We start from the raw sequence: 17,521 nt of genomic DNA, 5'->3' as shown, positions 1-17,521 counted from the left end.
ACCCCCATCACAGCGTCACCAGGACGAGCGCGCCGACCACGACGGTCGCGCCGGCGAACATGTACAACGCGTACGAACGGACGAAGCCGGTCTGCAGCCGGCGCAGTCCGCGCGAGAGCGCACCGATCCCGGTGGCGGCACCGGTGACGGAGCCGTCGATGCCGGTGGATTCCACGCCGTCCAGGGCGCGCACCAGACCCTGACCGGGACGCATGAACACCGCTTCGTTCACGGCGTCGCCGTAGAGGTCGCGACGCGCGGCGACGGTCAGCGCCGACACCGCTTCGGGTGCCGTCGCCGGGACCGGTGCGCGCACGTACTGCCGGTAGGCGACGGCGACACCGGCGAGCACGACCGCCAGCGTGACGGTGGTGACGAGCCAGACGGGCAGACCACCTTCGTGATGGTCGTAGCCGACGACGGGTTCGAGCCAGTGCTGCAACGCGCCACCGAACACCAGCAGACCGCCGGCACCGACCGAGCCCACGGCGAGGGCGATCATCGGCCAGGTCATCGAGGCCGGCGACTCGTGCGGGACGGCGTCGGGCGCCCATCGCCGGTCGCCGAAGAAGGTCAGGATCATCACGCGGGTCATGTAGAAGGCGGTCAGTCCCGCACCGAGCAGCGCGACGACACCGAGCACGAGGCCTTCGACACCGCCGGCGGCGAAGGCCACCTCGATGATCTTGTCCTTGGAGAAGAACCCGGCGAACGGCGGGATGCCGATGATCGCGAGGTAGCCCAGCCCGAAGGTGGCGAAGGTGATCGGCATGACCGCGCGCAGTCCGCCGTAGCGGCGCATGTCGGTCTCGTCGTTCATCGCGTGCATCACCGAGCCGGCGCCGAGGAACAGTCCGGCCTTGAAGAAGCCGTGGGTGAGCAGGTGCAGGATCGCGAAGGCGTACCCGGCGGGGCCGAGACCGGCGGCGAGCACCATATAGCCGATCTGGCTCATCGTCGATGCCGCGAGCGCCTTCTTGATGTCGTCCTTGGCGCAGCCGATGATCGCGCCGAAGAGCAGCGTCGCGGCGCCGACGATCACCACCGCGAGTCGTGCGGACGGTGCGGCGTCGAAGATCGCGTTCGCGCGGACCACGAGGTAGACACCGGCGGTGACCATGGTCGCGGCGTGGATGAGTGCGGAGACGGGGGTGGGGCCCTCCATGGCGTCGCCGAGCCACGACTGCAGCGGCAGCTGAGCGGATTTCGCGCACGCGGCCAGGAGCAGGCACAGGCCGATCGCCGTCACCGTGCCTTCGGTCGCGGCGGGGACCGAGGCGAAGACCGTGTCGTAGTCGAGGCTGCCGAAGGTCGCGAACATGATCATGAGAGCGATGAGCAACCCCATGTCGCCGACGCGGTTGACGACGAACGCCTTCTTCGCGGCGGTCGCGGCGGTGGGCTTGTACTGCCAGAAGCCGATGAGCAGGTAGGAGGCGAGACCGACGCCCTCCCACCCGAGGTACAGGACGAGGAAGTTGTCGGCGAGGACGAGCACCAGCATCGCCGCGAGGAACAGGTTGAGATAGGCGAAGAACTTCCGGCGCTCCGGATCGTGCGCCATGTAGCCGATCGAGTAGAGGTGGATCAGCGAGCCCACGCCGGTGATGAGCAGTACGAAGCAGATCGACAGCGCGTCGAGCCGCAGTCCGAGATCGACCTGCAGTTCTCCGACCGGCACCCAGGTGAACACGGTCTGCTGCGCGAGCCTCTCGCTCGCGTCGAGTCCGAGCAGTCCGGCGAACATAACGGCGCCGACGACGAACGAGGCGATTGCCGTGGCGCACCCGAGCAGATGTCCCCAGCGGTCGCTGCGACGCCCGAGGAGCAGCAGAACGAACGCGCCGGCCAGGGGCAGTGCCGGTATCGTCCACAGCGCCGAGTTCAGGAACGAAGTCATGCCGCGTGTCCTCTCGGTTCGTCGTGGGCTCTCACACTCACCGTCCTCGTGGGGTCGTCAGTACTTGAGCAGGTCGGCGTTGTCGACGGAGGCCGATCGCCTCGTCCGGAAGATGGTCACGATGATCGCGAGGCCGACGACGACCTCGGCGGCCGCGACGACCATCGTGAAGAAGGCGAACACCTGTCCGTGGAGGTTGCCGTGCATCCGCGCGAAGGTGACGAAGGCCAGGTTCGCGGCGTTGAGCATCAACTCGACGCACATGAATACGACGATCGCGTTGCGGCGGAGGAGAACTCCTACCGCGCCGATGGTGAACAGCAGCGCCGACAGGTAGAGGTAGTTCTCGGGGTTCATCGCCGATCCTTCCTCGCGTCGTCGCCGGGTTCGCGCAGGCCGAGTTCGGTGTGGTCCCAGTCGCGCCCGATGCGGCCGAGCAGCTCACCGACAGACAGTTCGGAGAACGATCCGTCCGGGAGCAGGGCCGGGACGTCGGCGGCGTTGTGGCGGGCATAGACACCCGCGGCCGGCAGCGGTGTGACGCGCTCCCCTTCGCGGAACCGGCGTGCGGCGAGTTCGCGTTGGGTCTGCCTCGGCTGCAGACGTTCCCGGTGGGCGAGCACCATCGCACCGACGGTGGCGGTGATGAGCAGCGCTCCGGTGAGTTCGAACGCCCAGACGTAGTCGATGAACAGCAGCACCGCCAGGCCCTCGACGTTGCCGCCGGCGTTGGCCGCGTCGAGTCCCGCGAAGCCGGAGACCGCGGTGTTCCCGATGCCACCGATGAGCATCGCCGCGAAGCCGACCGCCACGACGATCGCGAGAACGCGCTGTCCCTTGATGGTTTCGACGAGGGAGTCGGCGGAGTCGATACCGACGAGCATGAGCACGAACAGGAACAGCATCATCACGGCGCCGGTGTAGACGACGATCTGCACCACACCGAGGAACAACGCATCCTGCGCGATGTAGAAGACGGCGAGCACGATCATCGTCATGGCGAGGAACAGCGCCGAGTACACGGCCTTCGGGGCGACGACGACACCGAGCGCCCCGAGTACCGCGACGGCACCGAGGATCCAGAACTGCACGGCCTCCCCGGTGGAGGTCGTGGTGAGTTCGGCGGCGAGCAGCGCGGTGGTCACCGGTGTTCCTCCCCGTCGGCGGCGGACGCATGTTCCGGGACGGGGATCGTGCCCCGGTAGTAGTCCTCGTCGGTGGCGCCGGGTGCCATGGGATGCGGGGGTGGCTGCATCCCGGGTTCGAGCGGCGCGAGCAGGCGGTCCTTCTCGTAGATCATGTCGGTTCGGTTGTCGGCGGCCATCTCGTACTCGTTCGTCATCGTCAGCGCGCGGGTCGGGCACGCCTCGATGCACAATCCGCAGCCGATGCACCGCAGGTAGTTGATCTGGTAGACGCGCCCGTACCGTTCGCCGGGCGAGTACCGCTCCTCGTCGGTGTTGTCGGCACCCTCGACGTGGATGGCGTCGGCGGGGCAGGCCCACGCGCACAGTTCGCAGCCGATGCACTTCTCGAGTCCGTCCGGATACCGGTTGAGCTGGTGGCGTCCGTGATAGCGGGGGGCGGTGGGTCTCTTCTGTTCCGGATACTGCTCGGTGTTGGGCTTCTTGAACATCGTCGTGAGCGTCACACCGAAACCGGCGAGCGGGCCGCGGAATTCGACCATCACGATCCTCCTGGGAGACGACCCGCCGGGGCGGGCGGACTCGATCGGGTGCTCGACCGAGCAGGTAGTGGCGGCACGGGGAAACCTCCGGCCATGGCGTCGAACTCCTCGTCGACGCCGGCGGGTGGTTCCGTCGCCTGTGCGATGCGCCGGCTCCGCCGCCCCTGCAGGGTGAGGTAGGCGAACAGCAGGGCGGTGGACAGCACCCCGGCGACGATGAGGCTCGCGGTGCCGGGCAGGACGTCGTCGGTGTCGAGGATGCGCAGCGCGGCCACGATCATCACCCACACCACCGAGACGGGGATGAGCAGTTTCCAGCCCAGGGCCATGAACTGGTCGTAGCGCAGTCGCGGCAGGGTGCTGCGCAGCCACACGAAGACGAACAGCACGACCCACACCTTGATCACGAACCACAGCAGCGGCCACCAGCCCGAGTTCGCGCCGCTCCACAGTGTCAGCGGCCACGGCGCGTGCCAGCCACCGAGGAACAGGGTGGTCGCGAGCGCGGAGACGGTGACCATGTTGACGTACTCCGCGAGCATGAACATCGCGAACCGCAGCGACGAGTACTCCGTGTGGAAACCGCCCACGAGTTCGCCCTCGGCCTCGGGCAGGTCGAAGGGGGCGCGGTTGGTCTCCCCCACCATCGACACCGAGTACACCAGGAAGGACGGCAGCAGCAGCACGACGAACCACAGGTCGTTCTGCGCGGCGACGATGCCCGAGGTCGACATCGTGCCCGCCTGCAGGAAGACCGCGGCGAACGCGAGTCCCATCGCAATCTCGTAGGAGATGACCTGCGCGGTCGAGCGGAGACCACCGAGCAGCGGATAGGTCGAACCCGAGGCCCAACCGGCGAGCACGATCCCGTAGACGCCGACGGAGGTGATCGCCAGGACGTAGAGCACCGCGACGGGAAGATCGGTCAGCTGCAGCGGCGTCCGGTTCCCGAGGATCGACACCTCGGGCCCGAAGGGAATGACCGCGAACGCCATGAACGCCGGGGCCGTCGCGATGATCGGGGCGAGCATGTAGATCGGCTTGTCCACCCCGGTAGGGATGATGCCTTCCTTGAGCGCGAGTTTCAGACCGTCGGCGACGGTCTGGAACAGTCCCTTCGGCCCCACCCGGTCGGGTCCGACCCGCATCTGCATCCAGGCCATGATCTTGCGTTCGGCGAGGATCATCACGAGGGTCGTCAGGACGAGGAACGCGAAGATCGCCACGGCCTTGACGACGACGAGCCACCAGGGGTCGATGCCGAACATCGACAGGTCCACGGGCTGGGCGGTGACGCTCATCGCGGATCCTCCTCGTCCGATCCGGAGCCCGTCGTGGCGGTGGCCCGGATCCGCACCACGTCACCGGCGGTGACACCGAGATCGGCGTGCACCATCGATCCTGGTGAGGCGGTGGGCAGCCAGACGACACGGTCGGGCAGGTCGTCGACCACCAGCGGCAGCGTGATCGAGCCGCGCTCGGTGGAGACGGTGATCGAATGATGGTCGGCGGCGCCGATCTCCGCGGCTGTCGCGGCCGACAGACGGGCGACGGGTTCGTGCGCCGTTCCGGCGAGGTGCGGTTCGTCGTCCTGCAACCGGCCCGCGTCGAGGAGCATCCGCCAGGTGGCGAGGACCGCTTCCCCGAGAACGGGACGTCGCGGGGGTCGCGGGGACACTCCCGGCGATTCGGGAACGGTGCCCGTCCATCGTCCGAGCTCCGCGAGTTCGTGGCGGAGGGTCTCGACGTCGTGGGGGCCGGGATCGTCGAGGCCTCCATCGAGGTCCATCGCGTCGGTGATCGCCGCGAGCACCCGGTGGTCGGGCAGTGCTCCGGTGTCGCGGAGGGCGATCGGGAAGGCACGTTCGCGTCCCTCCCAGTCGAGGAAGCTCCCGGCCTTCTCGACCACCGGCGCGACGGGGAAGACGACGTGGGCGCGGTCGGTCACCGCGCTGCGTCGCACTTCCAGACTCACGACGAAGCCGGCACCGTCGAGACCCGCGAGTGCGGCATCGGGGTCGGGCAGGTCGGCGGGGTCGACGCCGGCGACCACGAGCGCAGCCACATCACCTTCGGCGGCCGCGGCGAGGATGGCGTCGGTGTCGCGGCCCGGCTCCGACGGCAGGGTGTCGGCCGGTAGACCCCACGCCGACTCGATGTCGCGCCGGGCCTGCGGGTCGCCGATCGGGCGACCGCCGGGGAGAAGTGTCGGGAAGGCGCCGGCTTCGAGTGCTCCGCGATCACCGGCGCGGCGCGGGATCCACGCGAGGCGGGCTCCGGTCTCGTCGGCGAGGGCCGCAGCGGCGGACAGCGTGCCGGGCGATGCTGCGGCCCGCTCCCCCACCAGCACGATCGCACCGGGAGTCCCGAGCGCCGCCGCGGCATCGGCGGATGCGCCGGTGCGGATCGCGTCGAGCGCGCGTGCCTCGTCGCCCGGGACGCACTGTTCGACCCGGCCCGACAGCTTGTGGACACCGCGCGAGGCGAACGGTGCGATCGTGAAGACCTGCAGCCTGTTCCGCCGGACCGCCTTGCGCAGCCGCAGGAAGACGATCGGCGACTCCTCCTCCGGCTCGAATCCGACGAGGAGCACCGCCGGCGCGCGGTCGAGGTCGCGGTAGGTGACGTCGAGGCGCCGCCCGGCGACCCGCGAGGCGAGGAAGTCCGTCTCCTCCCCCGACAGGGCTCGACTGCGGAAGTCGATGTCGTTGGTGCCGAGCGCCGTTCGCGCGAACTTCGCGTACGCGTAGGCGTCCTCGACGGTGAGCCGGCCACCGGTGAGCACCCCGGCCCTACCGCGCGCCGCCGCGAGCCCGCGGGCGGCGACGCCGAGCGCCTCGATCCACGAGGCGGGGACGAGCGCTCCGGTATCGTCGCGGACGAGCGGTGTCGTGAGGCAATCGTCGGCGGTAGCGTAGGTGAACGCCCAGCGTCCCTTGTCGCAGTTCCATTCCTCGTTGACCTCGGGGTCGTCCCCGGCGAGTCGGCGCAGCACGGCACCGCGACGATGGTCGGTGCGCTGGGCGCAGCCGCTCGCGCAGTGTTCGCACACACTCGGCGTGGAGACCAGATCGAACGGGCGGGCGCGAAACCGGTAGGCGGCGCCGGTGAGCGCGCCGACCGGACAGATCTGGACAGTGTTGCCGGAGAAGTACGACTCGAACGGTTCCTCGGTGTAGATACCGACCTGCTGCAGCGCCCCGCGGTCGAGCATGTCGACGAACCGGTCGCCCGCGATCTGGTCGGCGAAGCGGGTGCACCGCGCGCACAGCACGCACCGTTCGCGGTCGAGGAGCACCTGCGAGGAGATCGCGATGGGTTTCGGGTAGGTGCGTTTGGTGTCCTCGAAGCGGGACTCGGCGCGTCCGTTGGACATCGCCTGGTTCTGCAGCGGGCACTCGCCGCCCTTGTCGCATACCGGACAGTCGAGCGGATGGTTGATGAGCAGCAGTTCCATCACGCCGCGCTGGGCCTTGTCGGCCACCGGTGAGGTGAACTGGGTGCGCACGACCATCCCGTCGGTGACCACGGAGGTGCACGAGGCGAGCGGTTTGCGCTGGCCCTCGACCTCGACGAGGCACTGGCGGCACGCACCGACCGGTTCGAGCAGCGGGTGGTCGCAGAACCGCGGGATCTGGACCCCGATCAGTTCGGCGGCGCGGATCACGAGAGTGCCCTTGGGCACGGCGATCTCGGTGTCGTCGATGGTGACGTTCACGAGGTCGGTGGTCTCGGACTTCTCCGCACCGGCACCGGACACTGCGGTCATCGCTCGCCTCCTTCCGCGGGGGCGTCGGCGGCGAGCGTCGACAGGTGCGGGTCGAACGGGCAGCCGCCGTGCTCGAAGTGGGCGACGTATTCGTCGCGGAAGTACTTCAGCGACGACGTGATCGGGCTGGTCGCGCCGTCCCCGAGCGCGCAGAACGCCCGGCCGAGGATGTTGTCGGAGATGTCGAGCAGCTTCTCCAGGTCGGCTTCGGCGCCCCGGCCGTGTTCGAGCCGCTCGAGGATCTGCACGAGCCACCAGGTGCCCTCGCGGCAGGGGGTGCACTTGCCGCACGATTCGTGCGCGTAGAACTCGGTCCAGCGCAGCACCGTGCGGACGACGCAGGTGGTCTCGTCGAAGATCTGCAGGGCCCGGGTCCCGAGCATCGACCCGGCGGCGGCGACGTTCTCGTAGTCCAGGGGGACGTCGAGGTGTTCGTCGGTGAAGATCGGGGTCGACGAACCGCCGGGTGTCCAGAACTTGAGCCGGTGGCCGGCGCGCACACCTCCGGCGTAGCCGAGCAGCTCGCGCAGGGTGATGCCGAGCGGGGCCTCGTACTGGCCGGGGGTGGTGACGTGCCCGGACAGCGAGAACATCGCGAATCCCGGTGATTTCTCGGTGCCCATCGAGCGGTACCAGTCCACACCGTTGCGGATGACGAGCGGGACGTTCGCGATGGATTCGACGTTGTTGACGACGGTCGGGCATGCGTACAGGCCGGCGACGGCGGGAAAGGGCGGGCGCAGGCGTGGTTGGCCGCGGCGGCCCTCGAGGGAGTCGAGCAGCGCCGTCTCCTCACCGCAGATGTATGCGCCCGCACCGGCGTGGACGACGAGTTCGAGGTCGTATCCGGAGCCGAGGATGTCGCGTCCGAGATAACCGGCCTCGTAGGCCTCGGCGACCGCCGCGTGCAGGCGCCGCAGCACCGGGACGGCTTCGCCGCGGAGATAGACGAACGCGTGCCGGGCGCGGATCGCGTAGGCGGCGATGATCACGCCTTCGACGAGGGCATGCGGGGTGGCCAGCATGAACGGGATGTCCTTGCAGGTGCCCGGTTCGGATTCGTCGGCGTTGACGACGAGATAGTGCGGCTTGTCGTCGCCCTGCGGGATGAACGACCACTTGGTGCCCGTGGAGAATCCGGCGCCGCCGCGACCGCGGATCCCGGAATCCTTGACTGCGGCGATGACCGCATCCGGGTCCATGCCGAGCGCGATGGGCAGGGCTTCGTATCCACCGTGCCGCCGGTAGGCGTCGAGGGTCCACGCCTGTTCCTCGGCCCAATAACGGGTGAGTACGGGGGTCAGACCTGTCGGTGATTTCGCGACGGCGACGACGGCCTCGTCATTCTCCGGCGGTTCGGGTGCCCGCATGTCGTGCTTGCGGGCGACCTCGAGCCCGGCGAGGGAGGCCGGCCCGGCGGTACCGGCGGCCTCGAGCGCACCGGGCCGGTCGTCGGGGATCCCCGCGAGCAGGCGTGCGGTGTCGCGGAAGCTGCGCAGCGGGGCGCCGCGCGTCGGTGCGGGGGTGCCGCCGGCGAGCAGGTCGTCGACGAGTTCGATCGCGGAGTCGATAGTGCGGTTGTCGAACAGTTCCCAGTCGACGGTCATCACCGGGGCGTAGTCGCACGCCGCGTTGCATGCGATGTGCTCGAGGGTGATCGCGCCGTCGGCGGTGGTCTCGTCGTGTCCGATGCCGAGCCGGGTGCACAGCGCGGAGAAGATCTCGTCGCCGCCCATCGTCGCGCACAACGCGTTCGTGCACACTCCGACGTGGTGGCGGCCGGTCGGCGAGCGGCGGTACATGGTGTAGAAGGTGGAGACGGCGGCGACCTCGGCGCCGGTGAGTCCGAGCCGCCGGGCGCAGAACTCGATGCCGGCCGGCGTGATGTAACCGTCCTCCGCCTGCACGAGGTGCAGCAGCGGCAGCAGCGCTGATCGTGGCTGCGGGTAGCGCGCGATGATCCGGTCGGCGTCGGCGTCGAGGCGGGCGCGCGCGTCGTCGGGATAGCGGCGCGGTGCGTCAGGTGGGGTGAGATAGGTGTCCTCGTCGGGTCGCGGCCCGAGCGGCACGAGGACGGGTTCGCGTCCGGCCGGTTCGGTCATCGGCACGGCGGCGGTGGTCTCGCTCGTGGCCGCGGTGCCGGTGGTCTCCGCGCCCGCAGCCCGCACGAATTCGGTGTTCATCGGTCCACTCCCCCCATCACCGGGTCGATGCTGGCGACGGCAGCGATCACGTCGGAGACCATGCCGCCCTCGCACATCGCCGCGACGGCCTGCAGATTCGTGAACGACGGGTCGCGGTAATGCACGCGGTACGGGCGTGTGCCGCCGTCGCTGACCATGTGGACGCCGAGTTCGCCGCGTGGCGATTCGACGCCGATGTAGACCTGTCCCGCGGGGACACGTATGCCTTCGGTGACGAGCTTGAAGTGGTGGATCAGACCCTCCATCGACTCGCCCATGATGTGCCGGATGTGGTCGGGCGAGTTGCCGAGTCCGTCCGGTCCGAGCTGCAGTTCCGACGGCCAGGCGATCTTGCCGTCCTGGACCATCACCGGTCCGGGGCGGAGCCGGTCGAGGCACTGTTCGACGATCTTCAACGATTCGTGCATCTCCCCGATCCGGACGAGATAGCGCGCGTAGCAGTCGGATCCCTCTGCGGTGACGACGTCGAACTCGTAGGTCTCGTAGCCGCAGTAGGGTTCGGCGCGGCGCAGGTCGTAGGGCAGTCCGGTGGACCGTAGGATCGGTCCGGTGATCCCGAGGGCCATGCAGCCGGTGAGGTCGAGGCAGCCGATGTCGCGGGTGCGGGAGATGAAGATGGGGTTGTCGGTGAACAGGGCTTCGAGATCGGCGAGCCGGCCGGGTAGGAGGGCGAGCAGGTCGCGGATCATCGGCACGGCTTCGTCGGGCAAGTCCTGGGACAGTCCGCCGGGCCGGATGTAGGAGTGGTTCATCCGCAGTCCGGTGATCGTCTCGAAGACGTCGAGGATCAGTTCGCGTTCGCGGAAACCGAACAGCATCGGGGTGGTCGCGCCGAGTTCCATGCCACCGGTGGCCAGCGCCACCAGGTGCGAGGAGATGCGGTTGAGTTCCATGAGCATCACTCGCACGACCTGCGCGCGTTCGGGGACGAGATCCTCGATGCCGAGCAGCTTCTCGACGCCGAGGCAGTAGGCCGTCTCGTTGTGGAACGGGGCGAGGTAGTCCATGCGAGTGACGAAGGTGACGCCCTGCGTCCAGTTGCGGAATTCGAGGTTTTTCTCGATTCCGGTGTGCAGATAGCCGATTCCACATCGGGCCTCCGTGACGGTCTCGCCGTCGATCTCGAGGATCAGGCGCAACACTCCGTGGGTGGATGGGTGCTGGGGGCCCATGTTGACGACGATGTGGTCCTCGCCGCTGTCGCGTACGGCAGCGGTGATGCCGTCCCAGTCGCGTCCGACGGCGTCGAAGACGGTCTCGGTCGCGGGTTCGCTCGTCACGTGTACGCCCTCCGTTCGTCGGGTGGCGGGATCCGGGCGCCCTTGTATTCCACCGGGATGCCGCCGAGAGGGTAGTCCTTGCGTTGGGGATGTCCGTGCCAGTCGTCGGGCATCTCGATGCGGGTGAGCGCGGGGTGCCCGTCGAAGACGATTCCGAAGAAGTCGTAGGTCTCGCGCTCGTGCCAGTCGTTCGTCGGGTAGGTGCGGTAGAGCGAGGGGACGTACGGGTCGCTGTCGGGGATCGCGACCTCGAGCCGTATCCGACGGTTGTGGGTGATCGAGACGAGCGGATACACCGCGTGCAGTTCGCGGCCCGTCTCCTGCGGGTAATGCACCCCGCTGACCCCGAGGCACAGCTCGAAGCGGAGGTCCGCATGGTCGCGCAGGGTGCGGGCCACGAGCGGCAGATGTTCGCGGCGGACGAAGACGGTCAGCTGGTGGCGGTGCGCGACGACCTTCTCGACCGCCTGGGCATAGCCGACGCCGGTGTCGCCGGATCGCTCGTCGAGGACGTCCTCGAGCGTGTCGACGAGGTCGTCGAGGTACCCGCCGTAGGGTCGCTCGGTGCTGCCGGGCAGCGTCACCCGGCGCACGAGGCGGCCGTAGCCGCTGGTGTCACCGGATCCACGCACCCCGAACATGCCGCGTCGGACGGCGATCACCTCGTCGGCGCGGTCGTCGTGGTCGGATCCTGTCCGTTCGAGATCGGTCATCGCGGCGGCACCGTCAGTTCGATGAGGGGACGTTGGGCCAGGGCCGCTTCCTCGGCGGCGCGGATCGCCTCGGCCCGGTTCACACCCAGTGGCATCTGCGCGATCTTCTCGTGCAGCATGAGGATGGCGTGCAGGAGCATCTCGGGCCGGGGCGGGCAGCCCGGAAGGTAGATGTCGACGGGGACGACGTGGTCGACCCCCTGAACGATCGCGTAGTTGTTGAACATGCCGCCCGACGAGGCGCACACGCCCATCGCGAGCACCCACTTCGGTTCGACCATCTGGTCGTAGACGCGGCGCAGGGCGGGAGCCATCTTCTGGCTGACTCGGCCGGCGACGATCATGACGTCGGCCTGTCGCGGGGAGGCCCGGAAGGCCTCCATACCGAAGCGGGCGATGTCGTAGCGGCCACCGGCGGTGGCCATCATCTCGATGGCGCAGCACGCGAGCCCGAAGGACGCCGGCCACAAGGAGCCCTTGCGCGCGAAACCGGCCAGGGTCTCGACGGTGCTGAGCAGAAAACCGCTGGGGACCTTCTCCTCGATGCCCATCGCCCGTCACCTTCCCCGGAATCGGACCGGACGCCCGGTCGTTTGTCGTCCGCTCTCGTAACCCCTTCGCTGGCAGGACATCCCGTCGTACACGCGGGTCGTCAGTCCCATGTCAGGCCTCCTCGTTTCCACTCGTAGGCGTAGGCGACGAAGACGTTGAACATGAACAGCGCCATCGCCGCCAGACCGAAGACGCCGAGCGCGTCGAAATGGACCGCCCACGGGTACAGGAAGACGATCTCGATGTCGAAGATGATGAACAGCATCGCGGTGAGGTAGTACTTCACCGGGAAGCGGCCACCTCCCACCGGCTGGGGTGTGGGGTCGATGCCGCACTCGTACGCATCGAGCTTGGCGCGGTTGTATCGGCTCGGGCCCGCGAGGCTCGCCACCGCGACGGAGAAGACCGCGAAGGCAAGCGCGATGCCACCGAGTACCAGGATCGGTACGTAAGCGTTCATGCGACCTCCGGTTGCTTGCGCGAATCCGGCCGCGGGTCTGCTCGTCGCCCGCGAACCCACCCCCGCCGTGCACCGGGCGGTTCCGTCCCGGCCCAGGGTTGTGAGTCACGGCACACACTAGTGCTGTTCGCGTCGGACTTGTCGCGATTTCACGCCCTCGATTCGGGGCGGCGTGTCGGGCTGCTCGACAACGGGAAGGAGGGTAGATTTTCCGGCCCCACATACGAGTTCGCGGCCGGGCGGTCGCGCGTCGGAAGGGTCAGGAGGGGCGGGAGCGAGGGGTGAGCAGCGCGAGGACCTGCCGGCCGAGCCGAATCGGGTCGACGGGATGACGCAGCGCCACCTCGGCGCCCGACCAGCGGGCGAGCCATTCGTCGTCGGCCCGGGCGATCAACACGATGATCGGCGGGCACGAGTCGAGTTCGTCCTCGAGTTGTTTCGCGAGGCCCATGCCGCCCGCGGGGGCGGCCTCACCGTCGAGCACGGCGAGGGCGATGTCGCCGGCGTGCATGCGTTCGACGACGACCGGCGGTGTCGCGACCTCGACGTAGTCGAGTGGAGGCAGATCCGGGTGCAGCCGGGCACCGAGGGCATCACGAACCTGTTGCCGCACGGTCGCATCGTCGCTGTAGACGAGGATGCGCAGCGAGTCGGTCACGGGCAAGATGCTAACCGAGCACACCCGCCCGTCCGGGGAACCCGCGTGTCGCGGCGGCGCCGCGACGTCGGCGGGCCGGGACGAGCTCAGGATTCGCTACCGAGCGGATGCCACCGCTCGCGGATCTCGGGACGGATGGCCGTCTCCGTCTCGTCGTCGTGGATGATCGAGGCGGGCGCGATCATCAGGTGCGCCAGCACGATGCATGCGCCGGTGAGCATGGCGAATGCGGCACCGATCAGATACGACGCGGTGAACACCGCAGCCAGGAATCCGATCGTGAGCATTCCCGTGAGCGCGATGATCGCGAGAATCCGCCGGTTCGAGCGTGGCATCGAATCGGACCTCTTATCCGTGGATGCAACCATGAGCATCTCCGTTCCTCCCCGGAACGACGCATCCGGTACCCCCGCATCCACTCATCGTTCCCGGTCGACGAATCGTCGGTGATGAGCGAACCCCCGCGGTGGCCGAGTGCGGCCGTCCCCTTTCCCGCCCGGGACGTGAGCGGTTTCGATAACAGAATACTATCAAATGTGACATCCGTCTCGTGATCTGTTTGTGGGACATCACGAAGTTGCGGACGGCCCGGAAATCTGCCGATAACCGTCATCCCCTTCAGAAGGTTAGGCTCACCTCTCGAACCGGTCCGATCAGTGAGAGGTATCCATGAAATTTCTGTCCCCGCGCCGCCTCGGGTCACGCGCGGTAGTCGCGCTCGCCGCCGCCGTCGCACTCACCGCCTGCTCGTCCGGCAGTGGCGACAACTCGAACGGTTCTCCGACGGGCGACTTCGAACCCGTCGCGATCGAGCACGCACTGGGCACCGCCGAGATCGACGCGCAGCCCGAAAGGGTCGTCACGCTCGGGATGGGTTCGGCCGAGACGGCGATCGCACTGGGTGTCACCCCAGTGGGGATGGAGGAATATCCCTGGGGCAGCGACGAAACCGGATATCTGCCCTGGATCCACGAGGAACTGACCGAACGCGGCGAGCCGCTGCCCGAGCAGTTCACCGGTGGCGCCGAGGTGGACGTCGAGGCGATCGCCCGACTCGCCCCGGACGTCATCCTCGCGCCGTGGTCGGGCATCACGCAGGAGCAGTACGACCTGCTGTCGGCGATCGCCCCGACCGTCGCCTACCCCGAACTGCCCTGGACGATCACCTGGCAGGACCAGATCGAGACCATCGGCACCGCACTCGGCAGGCACGACGAGTCGCTGGATCTGATCACGGGGATCGATGACACCTTCGAACGCACCGCGGCGGAGCATCCCGAATACGCCGGGGTGACGTTCTCGTATATCTACAACACCGGCCCCAGCACGCTGGGCGTGTTCATGCCCGACGAGCAGCGCGTGGCGATGGTCCGCGGACTCGGGCTGACGGTCGACCCGGTCGCGGAGACGCTCGAGGAGACCGAGGGCACCGACTCGGCGGTCATCGGGCTCGAGAACGCAGGACTGCTGAAGGACTCGGATCTGATCTTCACGTTCTATTCCGACCCGGCGAACCGCGCGGAGATCGAATCGCAGGCCGTCTACCAGCAAATTCCGGCGATCGCGCGCGGCTCGCTCGTCGCGCCGGAGGAACAGCCGTTCGTCACGGGATCGTCGATGATCAATCCGCTCACCGTGCCGTGGTCGATCGACCGCTACGTCCCGCTCGTCGACGAGGCGATCGCGAAGCTCGACCGCTGAGCCGGACGCACCGGTGGTGCGCCCGGCTCTCGGGCGTCACCGCCGGTGCGCGAGCCTGCGGACCATGAGATCACCGATCGACTGCATGATCTGCACCATCACGATGAGGACGACCACCGCGAGCAACAGCACCGGCGTGTTGAACCGCTGGTAGCCGTAGACGATCGCGAAGTCGCCGAGACCGCCACCACCGATGACACCGGCCATGGCCGAATATCCCACCAGCAGCACGAGGGTGAGGGTGGCACCGGCGATCAGCGGGGACAGTGCTTCGGGCAGCAGCACCTTGCGCACGATCTGCCCGTTGGTGGCCCCCATCGCCTGGGCCGCCTCGACCCGGCCCCGGGGCACCTCCCGCAGAGCGGATTCGACGATCCGGCCGAAGAACGGGATGGCACCGATGGTCAACGGCACGATCGCCGCGGTCGGCCCGATCGCGGTACCCACGATGAAGCGGGTGAACCCGATCAGCGCGATCAGCAGGATGAGGAAGGGCAGCGACCGGAAGAGGTTGACGATCACGCCGAGGACGGTGTTGAGCGTCCTGCGCGGCCACAGTCCGGACGGGGACGTCAACTGCAACACGATTCCGACCAGCACACCACCGACGACGGTGAGCACGAAGGACACCGCAACCATGTAGAGCGTCTCGAGGGTGGCTTCCCACACCTCCGGGAAGGCGTCGTACCACTGCAGTTTGTTCATCGCGCCTGCACCGTCATTCCGTGAGTCCCTCCAATTCGGCTTCCGTCCCCCACGCCAGGCTCAGATACGGGCGTTCGGCCACGAACCCCTCGATGAGTGCCCGATCGGTACCCGCCGTGAACCGAAGGCGCATCCGGCCCACGGTGACGCTGCCGACCTGTTCGACCCGGCCGCCGACCACAGCGATGTCGGCGTCGATCGCGCGGATCATCTCCGCGAGCCACGGTCCGTGCGCGGCATCACCGATCGCGGTGACCAGAGCCGTGTCGGCACCCGAACCCGTCGACGGGTCGGTGCCGACCGGGACGAGCGCATGCCCGAGCGCCGACTCGGGATCGGCGACGAGATCGACGATCCGGCCCGTCTCGACCACCTGCCCGGCGGCGAGCCGAGCTGCCGAGCTGCAGATCCGGCGCAGCACCCCGAGTTCGTGGGTGATCACCACGACCGTGACGCCCAGTCGTCTGTTCACCTCGGCGACGAGATCGAGGACCTGATCGGTGGTGTCCGGGTCCAGGGCGCTCGTGGCCTCGTCGCACAGCAGTACCTCGGGTTCGACGGCGAGTGCGCGGGCGATGCCCACGCGCTGCTGCTGTCCACCGGACAGCTGCGAGGGATAGCTCTCCCCCTTGCCGGCCAGGCCGACGAGATCGAGCAGCTCGAGCGCCCGCTTGCGGCGCTGTTCCTTGTCGATCCCCGCCACTTCGAGCGGGAATTCGACGTTCCGGATCACGGTGCGCGAGTGCAGTAGGTTGAACTGCTGGAAGACCGTCCCGATCCGGCGACGCGCCGCTCGCAGTTCCGCGCCGGACAGGGTCGACAGGTCGTCCCCGCCGAGCAGGATCCGTCCCGAGGTAGGCCGCTCGAGCAGGTTCAGACAGCGCAGAAGGGTGGACTTGCCGGATCCGGACGGGCCGACGATGCCGTAGATCTCGCCGTCGGGGATCTCGAGCGACACCCCTCGCAACGCCGCGACCTCCCCGGAGCGCCCGGCTCCGGGGAAGGTCTTGACGAGGTTCTCGACGACGATCATCAGTTCGTCGAGTGGACCGGCAGCACGGCGCCGGAGTAGGTCTCCTCGATCCAGGCAGCCGTCTCGGGCGACTCGAGGGCCTCGGCCAGCGCGGTCACTGCCGGGTCGTTCTCGTTCTCGGCCCGCACGACGAGCAGGTTGGAGAAGGGGTTGTTCTCGACCTCTTCGGTGACGATGGCGTCCTCGGCCGGGTTCAGGCCGGCTTCGAGCGCGTAATTGGAGTTGATCACGGCGGCGGTGATCTGCGCGTCGTCGAGCTGACGGGCGAGCTGCGGACGCTCGATGCCGACGAGGTTCAGGTTCTTCGGGTTGGCGGTGATGTTCGATTCGGTGACCACCGACAGGTCGGCCTCCTCGAAGGGCACGTCCATCTCGAGCAGACCGGCCGATTCGAGCAGGTACAGCGCGCGGGCGTAGTTGGTGGTGTCGCGCGGCACGGCGACAGTGTCGCCGTCCTTCAGCTCGTCGAGCGAGGCGATCTTGTTCGAGTAGAGGCCGATGGGCTCGAGGTGCACGTCGGCGACGGCGACGAGGTCGTCGATACCCTTCTGCTTCTGCCAGTCCGCCAGGTAGGGCTCGTGCTGGAAGAAGTTCGCGTCGACGTCACCGGCCTCGAGCAGTTCGTTGGGATCGACCTCCCCGGTGATCTCGACGATGTCGAGCTTGTAGTCGCCCAGCGCCCCGGTGCTCACGATCTGGTCGAGGATCTCGACGTGCGGGGTGGACGACGCCGAGATCCGGAGGGTGGTGTCGTCACCTTCGGACGACGAGCAGGCCGCGAGACCCGCAGCGAGGGTGAGCGCGGCGGACGCGACGACGATACGACGCAGTGACATCGGGTGGATACCTTCCGTTGGGA

17 protein-coding genes are annotated in these 17,521 nt (G+C 68.2%); 1 reads left to right on the top strand and 16 read right to left on the bottom strand.

Annotated elements, in window-relative coordinates; genetic code table 11:
- Positions 1 to 7: 7 nt before the first annotated feature.
- From nuoL to M3330_RS21645, 13 genes are all read right to left on the bottom strand, one after another.
- Positions 8 to 1,900, bottom strand: a complete 1,893-nt coding sequence (gene nuoL / locus M3330_RS21705; protein ID WP_255026304.1) for an NADH-quinone oxidoreductase subunit L — start codon at positions 1,898 to 1,900, stop codon at positions 8 to 10.
- 57 nt (positions 1,901 to 1,957) lie between these two features.
- Positions 1,958 to 2,257, bottom strand: coding sequence for an NADH-quinone oxidoreductase subunit NuoK (nuoK, locus tag M3330_RS21700; RefSeq protein WP_006554035.1), 300 nt, complete (start codon positions 2,255 to 2,257; stop codon positions 1,958 to 1,960).
- Positions 2,254 to 3,045 (bottom strand): NADH-quinone oxidoreductase subunit J, encoded by a 792-nt coding sequence (locus M3330_RS21695; protein WP_006554036.1) that lies wholly within the window; start codon positions 3,043 to 3,045, stop codon positions 2,254 to 2,256. Before M3330_RS21695 ends, nuoK begins: the two co-directional genes overlap by 4 nt.
- On the bottom strand, positions 3,042 to 3,587 hold the full coding sequence (gene nuoI / locus M3330_RS21690; protein ID WP_006554037.1) for an NADH-quinone oxidoreductase subunit NuoI: 546 nt from the start codon (positions 3,585 to 3,587) through the stop codon (positions 3,042 to 3,044). The genes M3330_RS21695 and nuoI overlap by 4 nt, the downstream gene beginning before the upstream one ends.
- Positions 3,587 to 4,888 carry an NADH-quinone oxidoreductase subunit NuoH gene (nuoH, locus tag M3330_RS21685; RefSeq protein ID WP_006554038.1) on the bottom strand — a complete coding sequence of 434 codons (1,302 nt, stop codon included), beginning with the start codon at positions 4,886 to 4,888 and terminating at the stop codon, positions 3,587 to 3,589. The genes nuoI and nuoH overlap by 1 nt, the downstream gene beginning before the upstream one ends.
- Positions 4,885 to 7,356, bottom strand: coding sequence for an NADH-quinone oxidoreductase subunit G (locus M3330_RS21680; protein WP_064852366.1), 2,472 nt, complete (start codon positions 7,354 to 7,356; stop codon positions 4,885 to 4,887). Before M3330_RS21680 ends, nuoH begins: the two co-directional genes overlap by 4 nt.
- The gene (gene nuoF / locus M3330_RS21675) at positions 7,353 to 9,539 is read right to left on the bottom strand and encodes an NADH-quinone oxidoreductase subunit NuoF (RefSeq protein WP_255026300.1); all 2,187 of its coding nucleotides are present in this window, start codon (positions 9,537 to 9,539) and stop codon (positions 7,353 to 7,355) included. The genes M3330_RS21680 and nuoF overlap by 4 nt, the downstream gene beginning before the upstream one ends.
- Positions 9,536 to 10,840 (bottom strand): NADH-quinone oxidoreductase subunit D, encoded by a 1,305-nt coding sequence (locus tag M3330_RS21670; protein ID WP_006554041.1) that lies wholly within the window; start codon positions 10,838 to 10,840, stop codon positions 9,536 to 9,538. The genes nuoF and M3330_RS21670 overlap by 4 nt, the downstream gene beginning before the upstream one ends.
- Positions 10,837 to 11,553: an NADH-quinone oxidoreductase subunit C gene (locus M3330_RS21665; RefSeq protein WP_006554042.1), complete on the bottom strand. Its 717-nt coding sequence runs from the start codon at positions 11,551 to 11,553 to the stop codon at positions 10,837 to 10,839. The genes M3330_RS21670 and M3330_RS21665 overlap by 4 nt, the downstream gene beginning before the upstream one ends.
- Positions 11,550 to 12,104 carry an NADH-quinone oxidoreductase subunit B family protein gene (locus tag M3330_RS21660; RefSeq protein ID WP_006554043.1) on the bottom strand — a complete coding sequence of 185 codons (555 nt, stop codon included), beginning with the start codon at positions 12,102 to 12,104 and terminating at the stop codon, positions 11,550 to 11,552. Before M3330_RS21660 ends, M3330_RS21665 begins: the two co-directional genes overlap by 4 nt.
- 101 nt (positions 12,105 to 12,205) lie before the next feature.
- Positions 12,206 to 12,565, bottom strand: coding sequence for an NADH-quinone oxidoreductase subunit A (locus tag M3330_RS21655; RefSeq protein ID WP_016935086.1), 360 nt, complete (start codon positions 12,563 to 12,565; stop codon positions 12,206 to 12,208).
- A gap of 259 nt (positions 12,566 to 12,824) precedes the next feature.
- Positions 12,825 to 13,229, bottom strand: a complete 405-nt coding sequence (locus tag M3330_RS21650; RefSeq protein ID WP_082937676.1) for a response regulator transcription factor — start codon at positions 13,227 to 13,229, stop codon at positions 12,825 to 12,827.
- Positions 13,230 to 13,309: 80 nt separating this feature from the next.
- The gene (locus M3330_RS21645) at positions 13,310 to 13,558 is read right to left on the bottom strand and encodes a hypothetical protein (RefSeq protein ID WP_230810512.1); all 249 of its coding nucleotides are present in this window, start codon (positions 13,556 to 13,558) and stop codon (positions 13,310 to 13,312) included.
- Positions 13,559 to 13,892: 334 nt separating this feature from the next.
- Here M3330_RS21645 and M3330_RS21640 point away from each other — a divergent pair, with 334 nt between their 5' ends.
- Positions 13,893 to 14,924, top strand: coding sequence for an iron-siderophore ABC transporter substrate-binding protein (locus M3330_RS21640; protein WP_006554048.1), 1,032 nt, complete (start codon positions 13,893 to 13,895; stop codon positions 14,922 to 14,924).
- A gap of 36 nt (positions 14,925 to 14,960) precedes the next feature.
- Here M3330_RS21640 and M3330_RS21635 read toward each other — a convergent pair whose 3' ends face one another.
- The 3 genes from M3330_RS21635 to M3330_RS21625 are packed head-to-tail and all read right to left on the bottom strand — an operon-like array spanning position 14,961 to position 17,498.
- The gene (locus tag M3330_RS21635) at positions 14,961 to 15,629 is read right to left on the bottom strand and encodes a methionine ABC transporter permease (RefSeq protein ID WP_006554049.1); all 669 of its coding nucleotides are present in this window, start codon (positions 15,627 to 15,629) and stop codon (positions 14,961 to 14,963) included.
- Positions 15,630 to 15,642: 13 nt separating this feature from the next.
- On the bottom strand, positions 15,643 to 16,662 hold the full coding sequence (locus M3330_RS21630; protein WP_006554050.1) for a methionine ABC transporter ATP-binding protein: 1,020 nt from the start codon (positions 16,660 to 16,662) through the stop codon (positions 15,643 to 15,645).
- A complete protein-coding gene (locus M3330_RS21625; RefSeq protein ID WP_039585220.1) occupies positions 16,662 to 17,498 on the bottom strand; it encodes a MetQ/NlpA family ABC transporter substrate-binding protein in 837 nt (278 codons plus the stop codon). Before M3330_RS21625 ends, M3330_RS21630 begins: the two co-directional genes overlap by 1 nt.
- Positions 17,499 to 17,521: the final 23 nt, after the last annotated feature.

The organism is Rhodococcus sp. GA1 (assembly GCF_024321955.1).
In the GTDB taxonomy this organism is placed as follows: Bacteria; Actinomycetota; Actinomycetes; order Mycobacteriales; family Mycobacteriaceae; genus Rhodococcus; species Rhodococcus pyridinivorans.
The sequence above is the reverse complement of the archived record's forward strand: the minus strand, read 5'-3'. Positions and strand labels throughout refer to the sequence as shown.